Here is a 20,366-nt window from a genome sequence, read left to right on the forward strand (position 1 = left end):
GTGTGGCAAAGGTTTTTTAAATTGTAAAATAAATATACTGGTTATATTTCTGCAGTGTTTAAGGCAATATCTACTACTCCATTTGCTGCAAACATACTGATGAAGTGTGAGTAAGCTTGAGCTTTATTTCCATACTCCGATGAGACAGAAAGAATCTCTTCAGTATAAATAGCGATATCCTCTACGATTCGTTCACATCGGTAATAAGCTAAAAGTGCTTTATTGATCTCCGTTTCGCCATAGCCTCTATAGAAAAGAGTTTCTTGATAGGGTTCATTCCAAACATTGGCGATTCCACCGCCTATAAACATCAGGTCGCGCTCTTTTGGCGCCATTATCGGCTCATCCCAATCTACAATGTAGATAGAATGATGAGGACTTATTAATATATTGCCAGCATGGATATCAGAATGACATAAGACCAATTGAGGGGAGTCGTTTTGTATCTTTTGCGCGAGATGTTCTGCGCGGTCTACTAAGTTAACAATCACCTCACGGTTTGTTCCCATGAATGAGACCAGCTTGAACGCGTACTCATCCACGGCCGATGATTTTTCAATGTGCTCCCAAATTGCTTGTACACTCTTTCTCCATTTCGGTGCATACGATTCGTGTCGAAGTTGTTGTTGAATAAGTGCCGGTACATCGATTGCATGAATTTGCTTTAAAGTGCTTCCAAGTGTAATCCATTGTTCTTTTGTCAAGGCCTGATTAAAACCATTTTGCCCGTGAATAAAAGGATAAACAATGAGACTAAATCCATCAGCATACAAAATGGGTTGATTTGCAACTGTGTTGATGGGTCTAATAATTTGCGGGATACCGTTTTCGTATAAAAGCTCCAGAATATCAATCGCTACATCATGATGATAACCTTTTTTTAGCTTGACAAAATACGACTGATTTTTTGTTTCTGCTTTATATACTGAAGCATTCATATCCGCACCGATGGGGAGATAGGTTAGCCTAAGTGTATCGATGTGATAATCAGTTTTTAGGTGTTCAATAATTTTTTGGTTCGCCAGGGATAGTTTTTCAAGCATTTTTGACTACCAAGCAAGGATTCATCTAATGCTATTCGTATTAATCTCGAAGATCCAGTTATTTATAGCGCTGTTTAGTAAGCAACCAGCAATTTATTGAATTAAAAATTGCTGGTTTGCTTTCGGGTATTTCGGGTAGCCTAAGCCTGAGAATCCTTATTTTTTATTGACGCTTGTCACAGAAAGCAACGCATACTTTATGCTCTTGGACTTCACCGCCACACGCTGAATAACATGCTCTATAGGTAGGTTCACATCGACATGAGTTGGTACAGCTGCTGCCTCGATCAAAATCATTCACGGATTTATTAACCGGTAAACCCATTTTTTTGCGCTCTTCTTTATATTGCTTGTACTCAAACATCGCGTTTTGTTGTGCCCTCATACGGCAATTGTCATTATCCACACGACAACTTTGTTCGCAATCATTTTTACCTTGAATACATTGGGCTGTGCACATTCTTGCGATATCTGATTTTGGGGGAATAAAACTGTATTCTGTATTATAGATAGGACCACAGGCAGTTAACATGCCCACGAGAACCAGAATGGAAAAAATGAAGAACTTTTTTTGCATATTATCCTCTTTTGATGAGTTATGTGAAGCAATAGTTCTGGCATAGTGTTCATGATGCATGCAGACGAGTGTCATACAGAACAAATTAGATGTATTTTATTCATGCCCAATTGAAAAATCAAGCTGAGATCCTCTTTGCAAAGGTTTGGACATGGTTTGCGATCTTAAAAAAGTGTTGTTACTTTTAATCAATTTTTGATATATAATTAACCAACTTATTTCATCGATGTTCCTATTTTTGTACCATCAATATTTAATTGAAACAATGTCTATGAATACCTCATTTTTATTTGGCTTTTTAACGGGTTGTCTTACTACTGCTGTAGCTGGATGGCATGTACAAAAATTCATGAATAATAGAAAAAATACCAAAAATATAAAGAATAAAAAAATATTGGATTTGGATAAGCTTTTTAATGATTATTCTCATTTTATGAATATCATTAAAAATGATGTGACTCATCCAGGCAATAAGGATATAAGAGAGTTTCTTGTGGTTGAAAAAGAGGCAATATTGAATTCGTTTGTGCCTCGATTTCGCTATGAATTGTCTACCGATATTCTCCCTGCTTTAAATAGATTAGAAGAATTGGGTTATATTGAAAAAATAAAAAACAATTGCCTTCATTATAAAATTGAAGAAGAGTTTATAATGCAACTCAAATCAATTAGGGACTCTAATTAACACCCATTACTTCAATGGGTGCATTTAACTTTCAAAGTAGTGTCACATTGAAGCCTCAGTAACCACAGCCGGTTCTGCCGACTTTAGATTCTTCTGACTCTTGATATGTTTATGAATCAAATAAATGAGTACCGTTCCCAAAAGAGCACAGGCTGGTATCAACATCAAAGCATGATGATAGGAGGAAAGGCTGTATTGTTTTACCCCGCTCGCAGCCAGGTTCCCTTCCCAGTACCAATCCATTATTTTGCCTATTAAGGTATGAAAAAATGATCCGCCAAGCATATTGATGCAATTTAAAAAGGCTATGGTTATTCCTAAATGTTTGTTGGAAACAAGAGCGGATCCTGCCGCAAATACAATGACTTGATAACAACACATAAGCCCAATAGTGAAGAATAAAGTTCCAAGAAGCCACCAATTGGTTACGTTTCCAGAGAGAATCACCAAAAAAGCTAAGGCTAATCCGATTCCACAAATTCCTATAACTGTATAATCTCCTATTTTTTTACTAAGAAACGCAAGCAAGGGTCCTCCAAACAACATACCTACAAAAATCAATGAGGCAAGCAGGGCTGCATCAGATTGAGCGAAACCATAGGCAATAGTTAAAAAGGATACTCCCCAAACATCAGCAAACCCTTCAAGGGCACCAACCATTAACAAATTGGCTAGGGCAAGAATCCATAATAATTTTGAGGTGAACACAACAGATAAATGAGATAGATTTAACTCATTAGATTTTTTTGCTTTAAAACTTTTGGGTGTACGCAAGACCAAATAAGCGAATACACCTACGCTTATAGAGCATAGTGCAAGCACTAACCCTATCCGTTGACTGCCGTAGGTCGAAAGCAATTGAGTCAATGGTTTGCCGCCATAGACCGCTCCTAAAAGCCCAACACTGAAAGAAAATCCAACCATTTGGGAATATTGGGTGCCACTAAACCATTCAGAAATAACTTTGGATACGCCCAAAAAACCAACAGCCGAACTGGCCCCGATTAAAAATCTGCTTAATAAGGCCAGATAAAAATTATGAGTAGAGGTAAAGAGTAGGGCACTTAAACCACAAAGTAGCGCAAAGATAAAAACTACTTTTTGAGCTCCAAATTTTTCGAGTAATAATGCCATGGGAATTTGCATTCCTGCATATCCATAATAATAAAATGCAGCTAAGAGGCCAAAACTGGCTGCATCAATTGAAAATCGATTCATTATTTCCTGCATCATCAATCCTGGCCATAGACGCAGTATAAATTGAAGCGCAAAAAACAATAATGGAAAAAACCACATAACAAAGGGCAAGCAATTGTTTTTTAGGTTAAACGAGTTAGTTTGAGTCACGATACCCTCCAGCATTAATATTCAGTTATTTCAAACTCCCGATGTTTACCCCTAGAGAGGTTCGGGAATAAGAAATAGCTGACCGCTCTAGGGTAAAGAGGGCAAAATAATAATATCTACTGAGGAGTTTGCTGTAAGTAAAGAATCATGGCATAGCGGTAACTTTGCAGTGAAAACTGCAGAAAAGTTATTGCTTTTGTTCGTATTACCCTGATTCATAGTGATATTTGATTAAAATTTTATCTACACAGAGTAACATATCAAATAAAACTCCATTGTGTCAATTTAATTCTTTTAATGTATAAATTCTGGGTTGATTTATTTTAGAATTTTCGATCAAGGAGTAATAGGAGATTAGCCTATAATATAGATAAATCATCACAGGAGGAAATATCTATGAAACACATCATACTGTTTTTATTCTTCTTTCTGATGATTTCATTGAATAATGCGTTTGCTCGAGACAGCATAAAATGGACTCTTTCGCCCAATGGCTTGGGTCCTATTAAGATGAATATGACCCTCAAGCAAGCAGAACATGTCACTGGGGAAAAATTTAATTCTACTAAACCTGATCCCAATCAAGCTGAAAATGAAAGCTGCTTCCTGGTCACATTAAAGGGAATTGATGATGTATCTTTTATGATTTCGGGTAATAAAATTGTGCGTATCAATATTACTTCCCCTGCTTATCACACATCAACGGGAGCAAAAATCGGTGATACTGAATCACAGGTACGCGCTCTATATAAAGGTAAATTAACGACAGAGCCGCATCATTATGATCCAAAGGGGCATTATCTAACCCTTTTTGAAAAGCCAGATAATCGCGGCATTCGATTTGAATCAAATGGTAAAGTTATTACCTTAATCTATAGTGGTAATCACGAAGAAGTTCAATATGTTGAAGATTGTCTTTGATTGAAAAAAGCGGGAATTCAATAGGACACTTTTGCGTTCCACTTGTTCCCGTCCAAAATGATAATCATGCTCAAGTCGAAAAATAATAATTGATTGTGCTTTTGCAGCCCTGCCTACGATTAGGATACTGATTAAAATTATTTCACTTTTGCATAAGATAATGCAGTCATTTCATGAATACGTATTTTTTATGTATTATCAAAAGATTATCTAATTTATATAAAAAGGACTGCCATTATGATAATTGAAAAACAAGTTATTCTAGGAGGGATCCTTCTTGGAATTGCTGCCGGAATAATGCTGTTGGTTCGAGGTAGAGTCCTTGGTTGTAGTGGTATACTTTTTCGTGCATGGAACTTTGAAACTTATAGGCCAAATATCGATAATATTTCATTTATTGCGGGATTATTCTTAAGTGGAGTTCTCTTTAATTTTCTTCAGACAGTCCCCAATCCTATTGCTGTTTTTAAAACAAATCATGAGCTATTGATGCTTGGGGGAATATTGGTTGGTGGAGGCACTTATCTGGGGAATGGTTGTACTAGTGGACATGGACTATGTGGAATATCACTTTTACGCAAACGTTCACTAGTTGCTGTGAGTATCTTTTTCCCGGTTGCAATAATCACATCCTGGCTAATACACTAAGGAGTTAAAATATGAATCCTCTCATCTCATTAATCGCTGGCCTAATTTTTGGGTTAGGTTTAATTTTAACGGGTATGTATAGTCCAGATATTATTATTGCAGGTCTAAAAATTGGGGCTGATACATTTAAAATTAATTTATATGTTACTTTCTTTATAGCCTTATTGGTTACTTTCCTGTTGTTTCAGTTGCGAAAATGGTTGGCAAAGCCCTTACTAAACAACTGTTATGAGTTACCTACAAAAGAAAAAATTGATTGGCAACTTATTCTTGGCGCGGCTGTTTTTGGTTTGGGCTGGGGAATTAACGGACTTTGTCCCGGACCGAGTATTGTGGGGCTTGGAATTTTTTCATGGCCATTTTATTGGATAAATTTTGCAGGAATTATTATTGGCTTCTTACTTACACGTTTTTTTATTAAGCAAATGACTCATTCGAAATGACGGATTGAGAGTTATAAATAATCGTTTTATAAGAAGCGGAACCCTCGTTTGGCGTTCTTCAAAAACTCTGCTTAAAAGGAGAAAAAAGTTTATATTATTGTATTAATTGCAATTTTTTTACACGACGGCTTTCTTCTTTTGATTCATTGCTTTAAAATTATCCTGAAAACAATATTTGCTATTAGGTAAGTGAATATTGTTCATTATATTGACTTCATAAATGAGGCACTTTATGTGGCGTAAACTCAAAAGATTTTATCTGGCGATAATTTTACTCACGGTAAGTCCTATTCTTTCTGCTAGGGCTATTATTGATGCTGATGTTTTCCAAACTTTAAAACATTCCAAAACTTCTACTCAAACTCCTTTGTCACTTCTGGTTTTTTTACATAATCTTTCAGAAAAAGAATCGTTTATAGAAGAAATAAAAAAAATTCAGGATGTGCGCGTTCAAGATGTAGGGTTCATGCCTGCAGTAGCAATCCAAGTTCCCAGGAATCGTAACTTACTTTATCAAATTGCTAATTTTGATGCCGCAGCACAAATTTCTTCACATTTTGCCGCTCAATCGGAGCTGGAAGTGACTGCTCAAGTTTTGAAACTTGCACCTTCATCTTTTTACCCTAATGTAAGTAATTGGTGGGATCATGGTTATACTGGTCAAAAAGGAATTATCGGTATAATCGATACTGGCGTAGATCCTTTGCACCCCGCATTATCCACTAAGCGATTAATAACGCATCAAGAGCTTGGTTCCGGCTATTCTAATCTCATTAATGGAGTAAAAGAGCCGCATGCAACCGGTGTAGCCTGTATTTATGCCAGTAATCATGAAAAGTATAAAGGTATGGCTTATGGTGTTTCTACAATTATTTCTGGATTAGCAGGAGAGGAAACAGCCGATCCATCAAGTATCATGCGCACTATGGAGACTTTGGATTGGATGTTGCACCGTTCTGAACTTAAACCTACGCTTATTAATTACAGCATGGGGAATGGACGGCTGGATTTGAATTGCCCTGCTTGTCCAGAGTGGAGTGGGCTTGCAAAAATTATAGACTATGTGGTGAATGCTCAAAAAATTCTCTGGGTAAAATCAGCCGGGAATGCAGGATATATAGAACCCGCACATCAATTTACCTTTGCCTCCACCCTAACTGTTCCGGGCGATAATTATAATGGGATTACTGTCGCCAATATGAATACGCTTGTTTCTGAAAATGAGACCGTTGTAAAAACTGCAGATAGAAGTAAACACCATATTAAGGACACCAGTAGCCGAGGTCCTACACCTTTTGGTAGACGTAAACCGGATTTAACTGCACCTGGCCATGATACTATGACTTGTGCCCCTGATCCCAAGGTGTATGGCTTTATCTATTCCAATGCAATGAACTACAAAGATGGCTATCGTCTTATGGGAGGGACCAGTTCTGCAGCCCCGCATGTAGGTGCTTCGGCATTGTTATTACAAGATGCAGGGATTCAGAATCCTATGGCCATCAAAGCGCTACTCATCAATAGTGCAGATACCTGGACTGATGCAGGTACAGCAGATTCTGGACATTCTAAAATTATGGGTTCAGCCTGGAATAGAACTTATGGCTGGGGTTATCTCAACATGGAAAAAGCATTTCAACAAAGAAACAATATTATTGAAAGTGAACTCACTGTAGAAAACCCAATATGGGAATACCAAACCATACTTAAACGGGGAGAAAAAGTTACTTTAGTTCATGAACGACGTGTGGGATATACTTCTGAAGGAAACGAATGGAAGCTCAGCCATCTGGAGCTAACTCTTATCGATGTAGAACATCAAAAAGTAATTGATAGCGATACCAGTCCTATAGACACAGTACATCAAGTTGCAAATTGTAAGCGGGAGCCGCAGGAAACAAAATGCTCCGCGGAGAGCAAAACGATGAGAGTTTTAATAAGGGTTAAGTTATTGAATAAAATTATCGATGGCAGTTCAAGCGAACCCTTTGCAATTGTAGTTCCTCCACAAGAAGAAGCTGATATCACTTAAGTGATGTAAATCCTAACGAATGAGTCAGAATATTCTTATCTTTCAACAGAGAAAAAAATGAAGCTTACTTATCTTCTTGAATTCAAATTTATATACACTATGATAAATATATGCCCCCAATTATTTGTTTGCGAATCAATTTTTTTCTCTTTTAGGCATTATTCAAGAAGAAATTTTTACACAAGAGAAAAATTAGAGGGCACGCTCTTATGATTCGCAGATAAAGCGATGCTCACAAGGCGACACTGGGAAATGACTCAGGGTAAAAATATATTTAGGATTTAAATTATGAGAGTTAAATTTTTCAGACGAGTTGCCTCAAATAATGAATATTATAGCGCTTTGAAAGAAGCGCACAGAGCACAAAAACCCGGGTTAATAAGTGGCGCCTTATCAGGTTACAGTTGGCGTTATAAAAGCATGGGAAAAACTATAGAGGTGATAACAAACCTTGAAGAACAAAAAAAGTTACAACAACACGCAACAGATAATTTAAAACGTTGGGCAAAAACAAAATCCAGTGCTCCTTTGAAAGTTGAAGTTGTACCTAAAGATTGGGGATCTGCAACTTTTGAGGCAACGAAAGAACATGGTGAACCTTATTCTGTATTGAATATGGCGAATTCACTCTACCCCGGAGGATCCGTACTCGGAGGAGGAAATGCACAAGAAGAAAATATGTGGCATCGAACCACATGTGCGCTTTCATTGATGGATAAATGGATTGAGTTTGATAAAACTACCTACTCATTTTTATATACTGAGGAAGGAAGAAAGCTGGTTGAGGCAAGGAAGAAAATGACTGAGGTGGAAATCACTATTCTAAAAGAACGTTGTCCCGGAGTCTTTTCTTCTGATGAACTTTATAAAACCTTATTTAGTAAAAAACCCAGAGTGTGCTTTAGAGGCGAAGAACTATATTTTGACCCATCATCAGCAGATGAATACCTATCAAGAGGATATGAGCCTAATCCTGATCTAAGTTACCTGTTTCTTCCTGCATCAAGCATTTTTCCTTTTTATGAATTGAGATCGGCTGCTCCCGAACACTTTTCTGAATCACAATCACAAGAACCTAAAGTATTAAAAGCATATGAAGATAATTTGCGCCGACGAATTGCAGCACAATTGGACACACTAATTCTTGAGGAACGACCTTATGCGATCTTCGGTGCATGGGGTTGTGGTGCGTTTAAAAATGATCCCGAACGTGTAGCAAAAATTTATGCTGAAGAAATTGAAAAAAGGGCTAGCTTTTTTCAACATATCCTGTTTCCCATAATTGATACCAAATCAAATTCCCAAAATTTCGATATATTTTCAGGAGTCCTCACTGGAATAGCACTTGGTGAAAGCAGCGCACCTCGCAATACGAATAAAGTTTAAATATTTCTCTTTGAAGTACCAGGGTTTGGTTACAATTTCGCTATCTTGGCCAAAATGCTGTTATTTTATGCGATCCGATACTCACATACTTTGTGTATGCTCCGTTTCGGTGCTCTAAAGTCGCAGCATTTTGGCCAACAGAGTAGAATTGTAAACGAACCCTAGAGCTTAAGGGAATACGTTAAAATGGATTAAAAATGTTTGGCTTTCCTTCGCTATATGTAGTATTAAAATAAAAATAGATTTAAATATGCAATTGGATCAAACTGGACACTTAGCTTTCTGAAAGTACTGCTGAAAAATAAGTAGCGTGCGCACAGACATTTGCGTGCCTGCCTATTAAAGAGTTCCTAATTATAAGGACAAAAAATGATTTTAATGAACTCTTGGAATTTCTTAAAGGAACTATTTAATAATTGGAGCCGTGATAGGGTTTCCAGTAAAGCCGCAGCACTTGCTTACTATACATTATTTTCCCTTGCTCCAATTTTATTAATTTGTATTTTCATTGTAGGAACAATATTTGGTGAAGAAACTTCTCGCGAACAAATTTTGGCTCAAGCAAGCAATTTAATAGGAAAAGAGCCTGCTTTACAAATCCAAGAAATAATTCGAGATAGAAATCATTCAACTCCTTCTTTTTTAACAAGAGTAGTCAGCTTTATAGTTCTCTTATTTACTGCCTCAGGAGTTTTTATTGAAATTCAAGTGGGGTTAAATGAGATATGGGGTGTCAAAACAAATCCTGATGCAGGATGGTTTGTAAAATTAAAAAGTCGTTTTTTTTCTTTTGTTATTGTTTTAGGAATTGCTTTTTTATTATTAGCATTCTTAATTTTGAGTACTGGCTTCACGCTCTTAAGTAAATATTTAAATTATATGAGTACAAATATTTTAGTGGATTTAATAATAAATCACTTAATCTCTTTTTTTGTTCTCACATTATTATTTGCGATGATATTTAAGTTTCTACCGGATGTAGTATTAAATTGGCGCGATGTGTGGTTAGGAGCATTAATCACTTCTTTATTATTTAGTTTCGGAAAAATTCTCATTGAATTTTACCTGATACAATTTCCTAATTATTCAATATTTGGCGCTGCTAGCTCTTTAATTATTATTTTAATTTGGGTGTATTATTCATCCCAAATTTTCTTTATTGGTGTGGAGATCACAAAACTAGTTTCTATAAATAAAGGCAAAAAAATTAGAGCAACGAAAAATGCCATCCTTAAATAAAAAAATGCAGTAGGGCAAAGAGGGCTGTTGCTTTGCGTATCCATGAAGAAACGGTTTGGTATTACTTTACTGACTGGACCTCAGATGAAAAATTAAAGCTAGAAAATGGCGTGTTACACAGCACACTTAATGATACTCAATCACGCGCTCTTGAGTCGCACCTCGAGGAAACAACCTACACTCGAGTCATTGATATTTGTGCTTACATTGAAAAGACGTATGGCGCGCTACACGTATCAGGTTTAACTAAATGGCTGCACCAACATCGCTTCAGTTATAAATATCCTAAGTTGCAGAAACGCCCGTGAATATCAAAAATAGCCCAATCACTTCGGGGCTGGATTAATGATGATTTTCAGACGATAAATCCAGTACCTTCAAGTTGAATGGGTTATAAGGTTTTTCCACAAGCAATACTGTTCGCATAATTGGGAATACATTAATCTGTCCCTCGCATTAACGCTCAAACAGAAATATCCTCATCAATCTTAGACCAATGTACGCCTAATTATGCGATTAGATATTCTTGAGTTGACGGCAATTTCATCGCATAAGGATTATTATACGATGCGAGTTCTTACAACCAGGTTTCATTGGAAAAACAATTCGAGTGCAGCTGAATTTGTTTTATGTTCTAACAACTAGGTTTATAAGATTCATCTACCGCAAGTTCATTACTCATAGGCTCTCTTATAGATACGTTTATGCCTTGATCTAGTTGCATACTCTTTTTGAATTCCTTGAGCATCTCGGACTTAAATAAACAAGTATGCTGACCTGATCTTTCTCTTAGTGCCGTCATGGTTTTAGAGAGTGCCTCAGAAAAATTTACATGTGCACTTTTAACAGCACAATGACTGTTTGGTGATGGTTCTTCGTAATAGCGAGCCCCTGGTTGTTCTGGTCGACTTGGATGAGCTTCAAGCACCTTTGGTTGAATTTTACTTTGATGAGCTTCAACTTGATCGGGTGTTAAACCTCCAACCTCAAAATGACAATTTTTTAGTCTCAAACTGACAGTACCTACACTTCCTTCTAACTGATGTTGTACTCTATAAAATTGGCCTCCTAAAATATCATTTTTTAAGTGCTCAGGCATGCCATCTGCATCATTTATATGTGTATATTCATTAAATGAAAATCCAAATGCATGCGAAAATGCTATTGCATGAGGAGGAAATATAATGGAGCCTTCCTCTAATTTTAAAGGTGCTGACTCTGGCTCCGGACTTTTTAAATTAAGTTCATTTAATGTCATCCTCATTATCGGGCCAAATACTAATTCACGTTCTAATGGGTGCATTACATTAGCTACTACGAGTAAGTCTTTCATGCTATTAACTTTAATTTCAGGGACTTCTCGATTAAAAATTTCGATTAATTTTTGAGAGCCGGGAAATTCAGACATGCTCTCTATCACTTCCGGATCTTGAACACAAAGCGTATGAATAAATCCTTGAAAAAAACAGTTTGCTCCGGAACCAGTTGTGTAAGCAGTTTTTGTAAGCGATTCTATTAACTCGGATTCATTCATCGTGCATTTAATTTATTTAAATTAATTATTATTATAGCATACTTGGAATAGCTCCAGAGCTTCAAATCTTTTAGACGGGAGTTCGAATTCAGTTGTATGAATTTTAGGATTACTTTAGATTAAATTGTACCTAATTCAAACGACACGGGGCATTCCAGTTTGCATTTATCCCTTTTCTGTAATTTAACCCTTTATTCGAGATTGTGCTCATTTTCGCATGACCCATGATGAATCCCATAAATCTCCTTTTGTACCCTATCATCCAGGAATCTTATGAGTTGGTGTGTTGGTTTTTATTTATCTTCGTGATACAACTTCATAGTTTTTATTTCCTGGCTTATGGACATCAGATTTAACAAAAAGGATTGGTTCATGATGAGAAAAGCTGCTTTATGTCTTTTGCTTATACTGAGTGCAATGAGTTTACCTCTGTTAGCTAAGGATAAAATAATAAATTCTGCATTCCAAGGGAATGAGTGTGTTGAAAATATAGAGTCATGTGTCAGCGATGGCGGTATATTTATGGATCAATGTTCCATACATGATCGAGATATTCCGCAAATTCTATCTTATCTCAATGAGCACCCCGAAATTACCCGCTTGAGCCTCTCCGATAATCAGATTGGCTATCAAGGAGCAGAATTGCTCTCAACGAATACTCATATTCGTTATCTGTTTTTAAATGGAAATCGTATCGGCTCATTAGGGGCTGAGATATTGGCAAAAAACACCTCCTTGGTTTATCTCCTTTTGGGAGACAATCATATTGGTCCCTATGGAGCTGAAGCTTTAGCAAATAATACTACCTTGTTTTTTCTTTCTCTTGACGGTAATCCTATAGGTTCTTCAGGTGCTAAATCATTAGCAAAAAATAAATCACTGATTCATCTTTCGCTAAGAAAAGCTCAAATTGGTGCAGCAGGTGCAAAGGCATTGTTTGCGAATAAGACATTGAAAAGTTTATATCTAAGTAGTAATCATTTAGGTAATGAAGGTATAGAATTTCTTGATAAAAACCAATCCCTCAAATTTATTGATTTAGAAGACAATAATATTGGTAAAGATGGGGCGAAAATTATAGCAAGAAAACCTAATTTGCTTTACCTCATTGTTGATCACAATCCTTTACATAATGAGGGAGCCATTTTTTTAGCCCAGGCCAGGGCCCTTGAGTGGCTTTCAATTGTTGATTGTGATGTGGGTCGAGAAGGTGCTCAAGCTTTATCTGAGTTAAATCATCTTACCCTGCTGAACATCGACAATAATTTAATCGATGATGAAGGCATTGCTGAGCTTGCAAAAATAAGTTCTCTGAATAATTTATATGCGGGTAATAATCTTATTGGAGATTATGGAGCAAAAATCCTGGCAACAATGATACAACTGCAAAATTTGGGTTTAAGTCACAACTATATCGGTGATGATGGCGCATTGGCTTTAGCTGAAACAGCAACCCTGTATACGTTAGATGTAGGATTTAATCACATCACTGCAATTGGAGTAAAAGCATTAAAAAACAATGAGGTACTGACTTATTTGAATACTCAGGGGAATCCCGGGGATGAAAAGTAAGTGCAAGGAACGCATCTTGCGAGAAAAATCCGACCATTCGCTCCTCCTGCCTACGTCCCGCAGCTTGTCCGCGGGATCCAGCTTCGATGGCCATTCATGGATGCCGCCGACAAGCCGTGCACCTGGGTGATATGTCTATTGCAATGTAGCCTGAATGCATTGACACGAAACCCAGGCTACAGGTAACAGAGGTACTTATTTTGAGATTAATTGCATGATTGCATCAATTGCTTTATCCAAGCTTAATTGTTGTGTTTCTCCGGTAGCACGGTTTTTATATTCGACACAATTTTGTTCCATATTTCGTTCACTTAGGATGATACGATGCGGGATACCAATTAAATCGTGATCTGCAAACAATACACCGGCTCTCTCATTACGATCATCAATTAATACATCAACCCCCAGCTCTTTTAGACTTTTATATAAATCATCTGCCTGACTTTGGACTTTCATTGATCGATGCCCATTTAAAGGAATTATGACTACCTGGAAGGGGGCAATATTTTGAGGCCAGATAATTCCCTGTTGATCATGATGTTGTTCAATGGCTGCTGCAACCACACGGGTGATACCTAAGCCATAGCATCCCATTAACATGGTTTCTAATTGACCTTGTTCATTAATCACTGTGGCATTCATGGCTTTAGCGTATTTATCCCCTAATTGAAAGACATGCCCAACTTCGATGCCTCGGCAAGAACGTAGTATCCCTTTACCATCCGGACTGACATCTCCTTCTTTTACATTACGCAAATCAGCAGCAAGGTACTCGCTGATATCTTTATCCCAGGCAGCATATTGGTAATGTTTATCTGCCTGATTCGCGCCACAAATAAAAAAATCCATAGCAAGTGCATGATGATCCACAATTACCGGAATGGATAAATTGACTGGTCCTAATGAGCCAATTGGTGCTTTCAAAGTTTTTAAAACAGTTTCTTCATCTATAAATTCTAAGGGGGAATGGACCGAAGGATGTTTTATTGCTTTGACTTCATTCAGCTCGTCATCACCTCTTAAAACCAAGGCAACCATAGGGTGCTCTCTTCCTTTTACAATCAAAGTTTTGATGGTTTGACTGCTTGCAACATCTAGGAATTTTGCCACTTCTGCTATGGTTTTTGCGTTTGGGGTATCTACCAAAATCATTTTTTGGCTGGTAGGGGTTGCCTTTTCTGGTTTTAGGCTGGTAGCTTGTTCGATATTTGCTGCATAATCCCCTTGGTCACTGTAGAAAATCAAATCCTCTCCAGAATCAGCCAATACCTGGAATTCATGAGATGCGGAGCCGCCAATAGCTCCTGTATCTGCTTCAACTGCACGATATTTGAGTCCTAGGCGATCAAAGATACGGCAATAAGCTTGGTACATATCTTTGTATGTCATCTGCAGGCTTTCCAAATTTAAATGGAACGAATAAGCATCTTTCATAATAAATTCACGAGCACGCATTACACCAAAACGCGGTCTGATTTCGTCACGGAATTTGGTTTGGATTTGATAGAAGCTTGCTGGCAATTGCTTGTAGGATTGTAAGTCATTACGCATAATGTCAGTAATGACTTCTTCATGGGTAGGGCCAAAACAATAGTCTCTACCATTAGCATCCTTCATGGTAAGAAGCTGTCCGCCAAAAGTATCCCAACGTCCAGTTTCTTGCCATAGTTCAGCAGGTTGAACTGCAGGCATGAGCAGCTCCATGGAATTAATGCGATTCATTTCTTCGCGAACTATGTGTTCTACTTTGCGTAGTACTTTTAAACCTAAAGGCATCCAGGTATAAAGGCCTGAGCCCAGTTTACGAATCATTCCTGTTCTCAGCATCAATTGATGGGAGACTATCTCCGCATCGTTTGGCGTTTCTTTTAGAGTTGTTAAAAACCATTGAGACGCACGCATTTCTACTCCTGAATAGTATTGTTCTTAATGGAACAGCATTATACAGAAGTTTCCGCTCAAAAACAGGTGAGACAACGTTATACCTCTTGCCAAATTCGGTGAGCAGAGTGAAGTGAAATTTATTCGGGGTTCTGCTTTGGTATATAAATGTGCCATAAAAATTATACCCCCATCTTGGCTTCTTCTAATAATCCATTTAATTTAGAAGCTAGATGTTCATAATTTTTTCCACCCAGCTGACTCAGTTCATACTCATAATTTTTAAAATGAACTTTACCTGTTTGAACATTATAAACGGCACCAACCATGGAAATATCATTTTGTTCTATCATTTCATGCAGAATGGAACTGCGCTCATAAATTTTTTGCATGGTATTGGCTACGTTTAACTCAGTGACGTTATTCATAAATAATGGATTTTTACTGTTACGACTTGCTTCTGTTTCGCTTTCAGCATTGATTGCGGGTTTTATTTTATTAAGCAATTCCGTAATATGACCTTTTTCAACTCCATCACATGCAGATTGAATGGCGCCACAACGGGTGTGACCAAGAATAATAATGAGTTTGACGCCAATAACATCACATGCATATTCAATACTAGCCAGAATATCATTGTTTACCACATTCCCGGCAACGCGCACGCAAAAAATATCGCCAAAGCTCATATCAAAAATTGTTTCTACAGGTACCCTAGAGTCAATACAACCAAGAACGATGGCAATCGGATGTTGTCCCTTGGCAGTATGCTTAATGTCCAGTTGGTTCGAACGGTGGATCAAGTTATCATTGAGGAAACGTTGATTTCCTTCATATAAAATATTTAATACTTGCGCTGGTGACAGATTCGATTGTACGTCATACGTTGTGACATTGATAAAATCAATATAATTATGAATTTTATAATGCTCCTTAAAGCCAATCAGATTCAAGGAGATTTTTTTATTGGGGGCTTGTTCCTCTTTGAATTCTTTTAACAGCTCGGAAATTTCCTTATCAATGTACTGAGTATATCGTGCATCAATAATTAATTGCGATTCTCTAGGTATGGAAGCAAGTTCTGCAACCAGAGCTGCCTTATTAAGAAAGGTCATTTGTTGTGGAAGGATCAGGCGATTAATTTCTCCAGTAGGATGCATTTCCTTAAGAATGTTAATCCGCGCCTGACTGTTTGATTTTAAGATATAGAACAAACTGACGGCCAGCCCAATTAAAATACCCGTTAGCAAATTAAATACAATAATACCAATCACCGTAGCAATAAATGGAATAAAGCGATCACTACCTTGAGCATATATAGTGCGATAAATAGAAGGTTTATTCAGTTTATAACCTGTATAAATCAAAATGGCAGCTAACGAGGATAAAGGTATTTTATTTAACGTACTTGGTATCAACAGTACTGCAAGGAAAATAAAAACCCCATGCAAAATAGTAGATATTTTGCTCTTAGATCCGGCCTGGATATTAATGGATGTTCTAACGATTACAGAGGTAATTGGAATTCCGCCAATTAAACCTGCTGTCATGTTTCCAACTCCTTGAGCAACTAATTCTCTGTTCGAGGAAGAATAACGGCGTTTTTTATCCAGCTTCTCTCCTGCCTTAAGGTTCAATAAGGTTTCAAGAGAAGCAACAATGCCAATGATAAAGGCATAAACATAGACTTTAGGGTTCGTCAGGGCGGACCAATTGGGGTATTCCAATTGGCCAAATAGATCATGAAAACCATTTGTTTGGGGAATGTTAACCAATTGCGGCGAATCTTGAACCAGGCTTGAATCGGTCCATTGAAACAATTCATTAAGTAGTACCCCTAAAATAACTACAAGAATAGGGGCAGGTATTTCTTTTAATACTTTATTTTTTGTCACATCAAAATAAATTAACGTAGTCAGTGAAAGTACCGTAATCAACATTGCCCCAGAGTTGACATGGTGGTATAGAGCAAGAATAGGGCTTAACGTGATTTCTTCCGTTGTTTCTAGTAAATGTGTTTTGAGTTCATTAAAATCTGCAGAAAGTGTGAATGCCAGCGGCAATTGTTTGATTATTAACAAAATACCGATCGCACAGAGTAGGCCCTGAACCACATTAGAGGGAACGTAATCTGCTACAAATCCAGCTCGGAAACTTCCTATTATGATTTGTAGTAAACCGGCAAGTAAGAGAGCAACTAAAAATGAGTTGAAATCCCCAATATGGGCTATGGCAGTAACTACCACAGCAGCCATACCTGCAGCAGGTCCACTGACACTCACATGCGAGCCGCTTATGCAACCGACAACAACTCCTCCAATAATTCCACTTAAAATTCCAGAAATAAGCGGCGCCCCCGAAGCGAGAGCAATACCTAGACATAAGGGGATGGCAACAAGGAATACGACTATGGCTGCTACAAAATCAAATTTAAAATAACGCTTTGCATAGATTCGAAATATACGTGAGTCAACCGTTGCATTTGTAAACATGGATCTATTTTTCCTCTAGTAACAAAGTAAAGTAAATTATTGATGAAGGTTAAATTATTTTAATTTTAGATTATAGTGTTATTTAATAAAACATTATTGTAACAAAAATGTTATTAAATTGTTACGGTTTGGTTAAGATTTTGTGGTTCTTATTATCTCATTGGCTTATATCGATACATTGTGTGTATTTAAATGGTTCATTAAATGATCGGATAATTTAAGGATGAAAAGATCGAAGGAATTTTTAATATTGGAGAGAATGCAGGGGAATGTTAACTCTAAGCCTGGATTTCATTTCTGCACCCAGGCAACTGAACGTTATTTATACTTCAATAGGCTCAAACTCTTCTGTACTAAAGAGTTCGTCGGTATTGGTTGTTTGATTTGTAATCAATCCATGCTCAAGGTTTCTAAAATCCCACATATCTTGATCCATAAGTTGGCTGGGTTTGATGCTCTGCAGGGCATGAAGAATATTACTTGGAACTTTGGGGTTTTCTTCAGCAAGCTGATTAATTAAATTTGCTACTTTTTTGCGCATTAAGTTTTCCTGTGAACCACAAAGAGTACACGGGATGATGGGATAGGATTGTTCCTTGGCAAACGCAATAATGTCTTTTTCTTGCACATAGCATAATGGGCGAATCACTATATGCTTTTTATTGTCGCTAAGTAATTTAGGTGGCATGGAGCGAATATCACCATTGTAGAGGATCGACATCATTAATGTACGAACTAGATCATCGCGATGATGGCCTAGAGCAATTTTATTGAACCCATGTTCTTCAGCATATCGATAGATAATGCCGCGGCGCAAGCGTGAGCACAAAGAGCAATACGTTTTACCTTCAGGTATTTTTTCTTTAACGATACTGTAGGTATCCCGTGTCAGAATTTCATGAGAGATGGAGCGATCAACCAGCCATTGACGCACTGCAGTATCATCCCAGCCAGGTTGGGCCTGATCCAGGGTAAAAGAAAATAGTTCAAATTTATTCCCGGAGCGGCGTCGCAAGTGATCCAGAATCGTTAAAAGGGTAAAAGAGTCTTTACCACCTGATAAACAGACCATAACCCGATCGCCACGCTGGATCATGTTAAAATCTGCAATTGCTTTACCCGTATAATGGAGTAATTTTTTTTCAACTTGAGAAGGATTGGACATTATTAAAAACCTGAATAAAAGTTGTTATTTAGTGGTCTTGCTTTCAGCTGGCGGTAATCTGCTAACCCGGGTTGTTGCTAACCATGAATTGATCAGTTCGAGATCATTTACATTGAGTGTTCCGGCAAGATATTTTAGAGTTAAAACGGCATTAATTAAATTATATTGGTCATTGGCAAGCTGATTCTGCGCTTCAAACAGACGTTGTTGGGCATTTACCACATCCACCATGGTACGAGTACCTACTTCAAATTGAGCTTCTGTGCTTTCCAATGAATTTTGTTGTGAAATAATAGTTTGTCGATCTGCCTTTACTTTGCTAATTCCGTCGGTAATTGTGTTAAAAGCAATTCGGCTGTTTACTACCACATCTCGATAAGTTTGTTCGACCTGCTCACTGGTAGCTTGAAAATTATGTTTTGCTTGTCGTGTTTGTGAGAGTACCAGTCCTCCTTGGAATGCAGGAAAGTTCAAAGCTAAACCAATACTGGATTGCTTTTGATTTGCAGGTAAGAAAGGGCTGGATGTATTGACTTCATTTGTTGTTTCTGTCGACTTTCCCTGGATGGCGATGGTAGGCCAATTTCCTGCAGAAAGCGCCTTCATATTTTGCCGGGCTACTTCAAGATTGTATTTCGCAGACCATAATTTATAGTTTTGCCTGAGGCCTGTATCGATCCACTCGTCCACATCGTTAGGTTCTGGCTTAACAAGGGGAATGGTGCCATTTCGCAGCGGTGCTATGGACTCATAAACATGATTGGTTAATTTTCTTAAGTTTTCGCTTTGATTTTCTTGGTTGTTGCGTGAGGCAATAACTGTAGCCACTGATTGATCATAGGCTGCTTTTGCTTCATATACAGAAGTAATGGGATCAAGTCCGACCTCAAAACGTTGTTTCGCTTGTTCATACTGGCGCATGTTTGCACGTTTTTTTGCTTCGGCAAAATTTAATGTATCTTGGGCAAACAGTATATCAAAATAGGCTTTGGCCGTTCTAAGAATTAAATTCTGAGCTGCATCGTTAAACGTGGCTTGTGCTGCTTTAACAGATGATCGTGCTTGTTGTACTCTGGCCCAGGCTTGATAATTGAAAACAGCCTGTGATGCAGAAAATTGCCATGCTCTGGATTTATAATAGTCGTCTTGGATAGTAAAAAAACCATCATTCACATGGATGAAGTTTCGAGTTGTTTGTGCCGTAAGGCCTGCTTGAGGAAGCAATGCAGACCAGGCTTGAGGTAGCGCTTCTTTATTAGCCATATAAGTATCATAGGCATTTTTGAAGACAGGATCATTTTCAAGAGCTTGATGATAGATATCCATTAGGTCTGTTGCAGCAAATGATTGCGACATCAGACCCAAAGTCATGAGATAGCAGATCAACAATTTTTTCATTTA

17 protein-coding genes are annotated in these 20,366 nt (G+C 37.6%); 9 read left to right on the forward strand and 8 right to left on the reverse strand.

Annotation, left to right across the window (positions count from 1 at the left end; translation table 11 throughout):
• Positions 1 to 41: 41 nt before the first annotated feature.
• Positions 42 to 1,043: an aminoglycoside phosphotransferase family protein gene (locus tag FOLKNPGA_RS05215; protein ID WP_182351996.1), complete on the reverse strand. Its 1,002-nt coding sequence runs from the start codon at positions 1,041 to 1,043 to the stop codon at positions 42 to 44.
• A gap of 163 nt (positions 1,044 to 1,206) precedes the next feature.
• On the reverse strand, positions 1,207 to 1,620 hold the full coding sequence (locus FOLKNPGA_RS05220) for a hypothetical protein (RefSeq protein ID WP_182351997.1): 414 nt from the start codon (positions 1,618 to 1,620) through the stop codon (positions 1,207 to 1,209).
• A gap of 271 nt (positions 1,621 to 1,891) precedes the next feature.
• On the opposite strand from FOLKNPGA_RS05220, the gene FOLKNPGA_RS05225 reads away from it, so the two are divergent.
• Positions 1,892 to 2,305 carry a hypothetical protein gene (locus FOLKNPGA_RS05225; RefSeq protein ID WP_182351998.1) on the forward strand — a complete coding sequence of 138 codons (414 nt, stop codon included), beginning with the start codon at positions 1,892 to 1,894 and terminating at the stop codon, positions 2,303 to 2,305.
• Between the two features lie 42 nt (positions 2,306 to 2,347).
• Here FOLKNPGA_RS05225 and FOLKNPGA_RS05230 read toward each other — a convergent pair whose 3' ends face one another.
• A complete protein-coding gene (locus FOLKNPGA_RS05230; protein ID WP_370529186.1) occupies positions 2,348 to 3,667 on the reverse strand; it encodes an MFS transporter in 1,320 nt (439 codons plus the stop codon).
• A gap of 381 nt (positions 3,668 to 4,048) precedes the next feature.
• Here FOLKNPGA_RS05230 and FOLKNPGA_RS05235 point away from each other — a divergent pair, with 381 nt between their 5' ends.
• From FOLKNPGA_RS05235 to FOLKNPGA_RS05265, 7 genes are all read left to right on the forward strand, one after another.
• The gene (locus FOLKNPGA_RS05235) at positions 4,049 to 4,573 is read left to right on the forward strand and encodes a hypothetical protein (RefSeq protein ID WP_182351999.1); all 525 of its coding nucleotides are present in this window, start codon (positions 4,049 to 4,051) and stop codon (positions 4,571 to 4,573) included.
• Positions 4,574 to 4,810: 237 nt separating this feature from the next.
• On the forward strand, positions 4,811 to 5,221 hold the full coding sequence (locus FOLKNPGA_RS05240; RefSeq protein WP_182352000.1) for a YeeE/YedE family protein: 411 nt from the start codon (positions 4,811 to 4,813) through the stop codon (positions 5,219 to 5,221).
• A gap of 11 nt (positions 5,222 to 5,232) precedes the next feature.
• The gene (locus FOLKNPGA_RS05245) at positions 5,233 to 5,664 is read left to right on the forward strand and encodes a DUF6691 family protein (RefSeq protein WP_182352001.1); all 432 of its coding nucleotides are present in this window, start codon (positions 5,233 to 5,235) and stop codon (positions 5,662 to 5,664) included.
• Positions 5,665 to 5,896: 232 nt separating this feature from the next.
• Positions 5,897 to 7,696 carry a S8 family serine peptidase gene (locus FOLKNPGA_RS05250; protein WP_182352002.1) on the forward strand — a complete coding sequence of 600 codons (1,800 nt, stop codon included), beginning with the start codon at positions 5,897 to 5,899 and terminating at the stop codon, positions 7,694 to 7,696.
• 288 nt (positions 7,697 to 7,984) lie between these two features.
• Positions 7,985 to 9,082: a poly(ADP-ribose) glycohydrolase domain-containing protein gene (locus FOLKNPGA_RS05255; RefSeq protein WP_182352003.1), complete on the forward strand. Its 1,098-nt coding sequence runs from the start codon at positions 7,985 to 7,987 to the stop codon at positions 9,080 to 9,082.
• 369 nt (positions 9,083 to 9,451) lie between these two features.
• Positions 9,452 to 10,321 (forward strand): YihY/virulence factor BrkB family protein, encoded by an 870-nt coding sequence (locus tag FOLKNPGA_RS05260; RefSeq protein WP_182352004.1) that lies wholly within the window; start codon positions 9,452 to 9,454, stop codon positions 10,319 to 10,321.
• A gap of 32 nt (positions 10,322 to 10,353) precedes the next feature.
• Positions 10,354 to 10,629 carry a winged helix-turn-helix domain-containing protein gene (locus FOLKNPGA_RS05265; protein WP_182352005.1) on the forward strand — a complete coding sequence of 92 codons (276 nt, stop codon included), beginning with the start codon at positions 10,354 to 10,356 and terminating at the stop codon, positions 10,627 to 10,629.
• Between the two features lie 326 nt (positions 10,630 to 10,955).
• On the opposite strand, the gene FOLKNPGA_RS05270 is transcribed toward FOLKNPGA_RS05265, so the two are convergent.
• Positions 10,956 to 11,855: a hypothetical protein gene (locus FOLKNPGA_RS05270; protein ID WP_182352006.1), complete on the reverse strand. Its 900-nt coding sequence runs from the start codon at positions 11,853 to 11,855 to the stop codon at positions 10,956 to 10,958.
• 372 nt (positions 11,856 to 12,227) lie between these two features.
• Between FOLKNPGA_RS05270 and FOLKNPGA_RS05275 the strand changes: the two genes are divergently transcribed.
• Positions 12,228 to 13,427, forward strand: a complete 1,200-nt coding sequence (locus FOLKNPGA_RS05275) for a hypothetical protein (protein ID WP_182352007.1) — start codon at positions 12,228 to 12,230, stop codon at positions 13,425 to 13,427.
• A gap of 195 nt (positions 13,428 to 13,622) precedes the next feature.
• On the opposite strand, the gene FOLKNPGA_RS05280 is transcribed toward FOLKNPGA_RS05275, so the two are convergent.
• From FOLKNPGA_RS05280 to FOLKNPGA_RS05295, 4 genes are all read right to left on the reverse strand, one after another.
• Positions 13,623 to 15,329: a proline--tRNA ligase gene (locus tag FOLKNPGA_RS05280; RefSeq protein WP_182352008.1), complete on the reverse strand. Its 1,707-nt coding sequence runs from the start codon at positions 15,327 to 15,329 to the stop codon at positions 13,623 to 13,625.
• A gap of 161 nt (positions 15,330 to 15,490) precedes the next feature.
• The gene (locus FOLKNPGA_RS05285) at positions 15,491 to 17,800 is read right to left on the reverse strand and encodes a bifunctional SulP family inorganic anion transporter/carbonic anhydrase (RefSeq protein ID WP_182352009.1); all 2,310 of its coding nucleotides are present in this window, start codon (positions 17,798 to 17,800) and stop codon (positions 15,491 to 15,493) included.
• 322 nt (positions 17,801 to 18,122) lie between these two features.
• Positions 18,123 to 18,965, reverse strand: coding sequence for a tRNA 2-thiocytidine(32) synthetase TtcA (ttcA, locus tag FOLKNPGA_RS05290; protein ID WP_232890701.1), 843 nt, complete (start codon positions 18,963 to 18,965; stop codon positions 18,123 to 18,125).
• Positions 18,966 to 18,989: 24 nt separating this feature from the next.
• Positions 18,990 to 20,363, reverse strand: coding sequence for a TolC family outer membrane protein (locus FOLKNPGA_RS05295; RefSeq protein WP_182352010.1), 1,374 nt, complete (start codon positions 20,361 to 20,363; stop codon positions 18,990 to 18,992).
• Positions 20,364 to 20,366: the final 3 nt, after the last annotated feature.

It is taken from the genome of Legionella sp. PC1000 (genome assembly GCF_014109805.1).
In the GTDB taxonomy this organism is placed as follows: domain Bacteria; phylum Pseudomonadota; class Gammaproteobacteria; order Legionellales; family Legionellaceae; genus Legionella; species Legionella resiliens.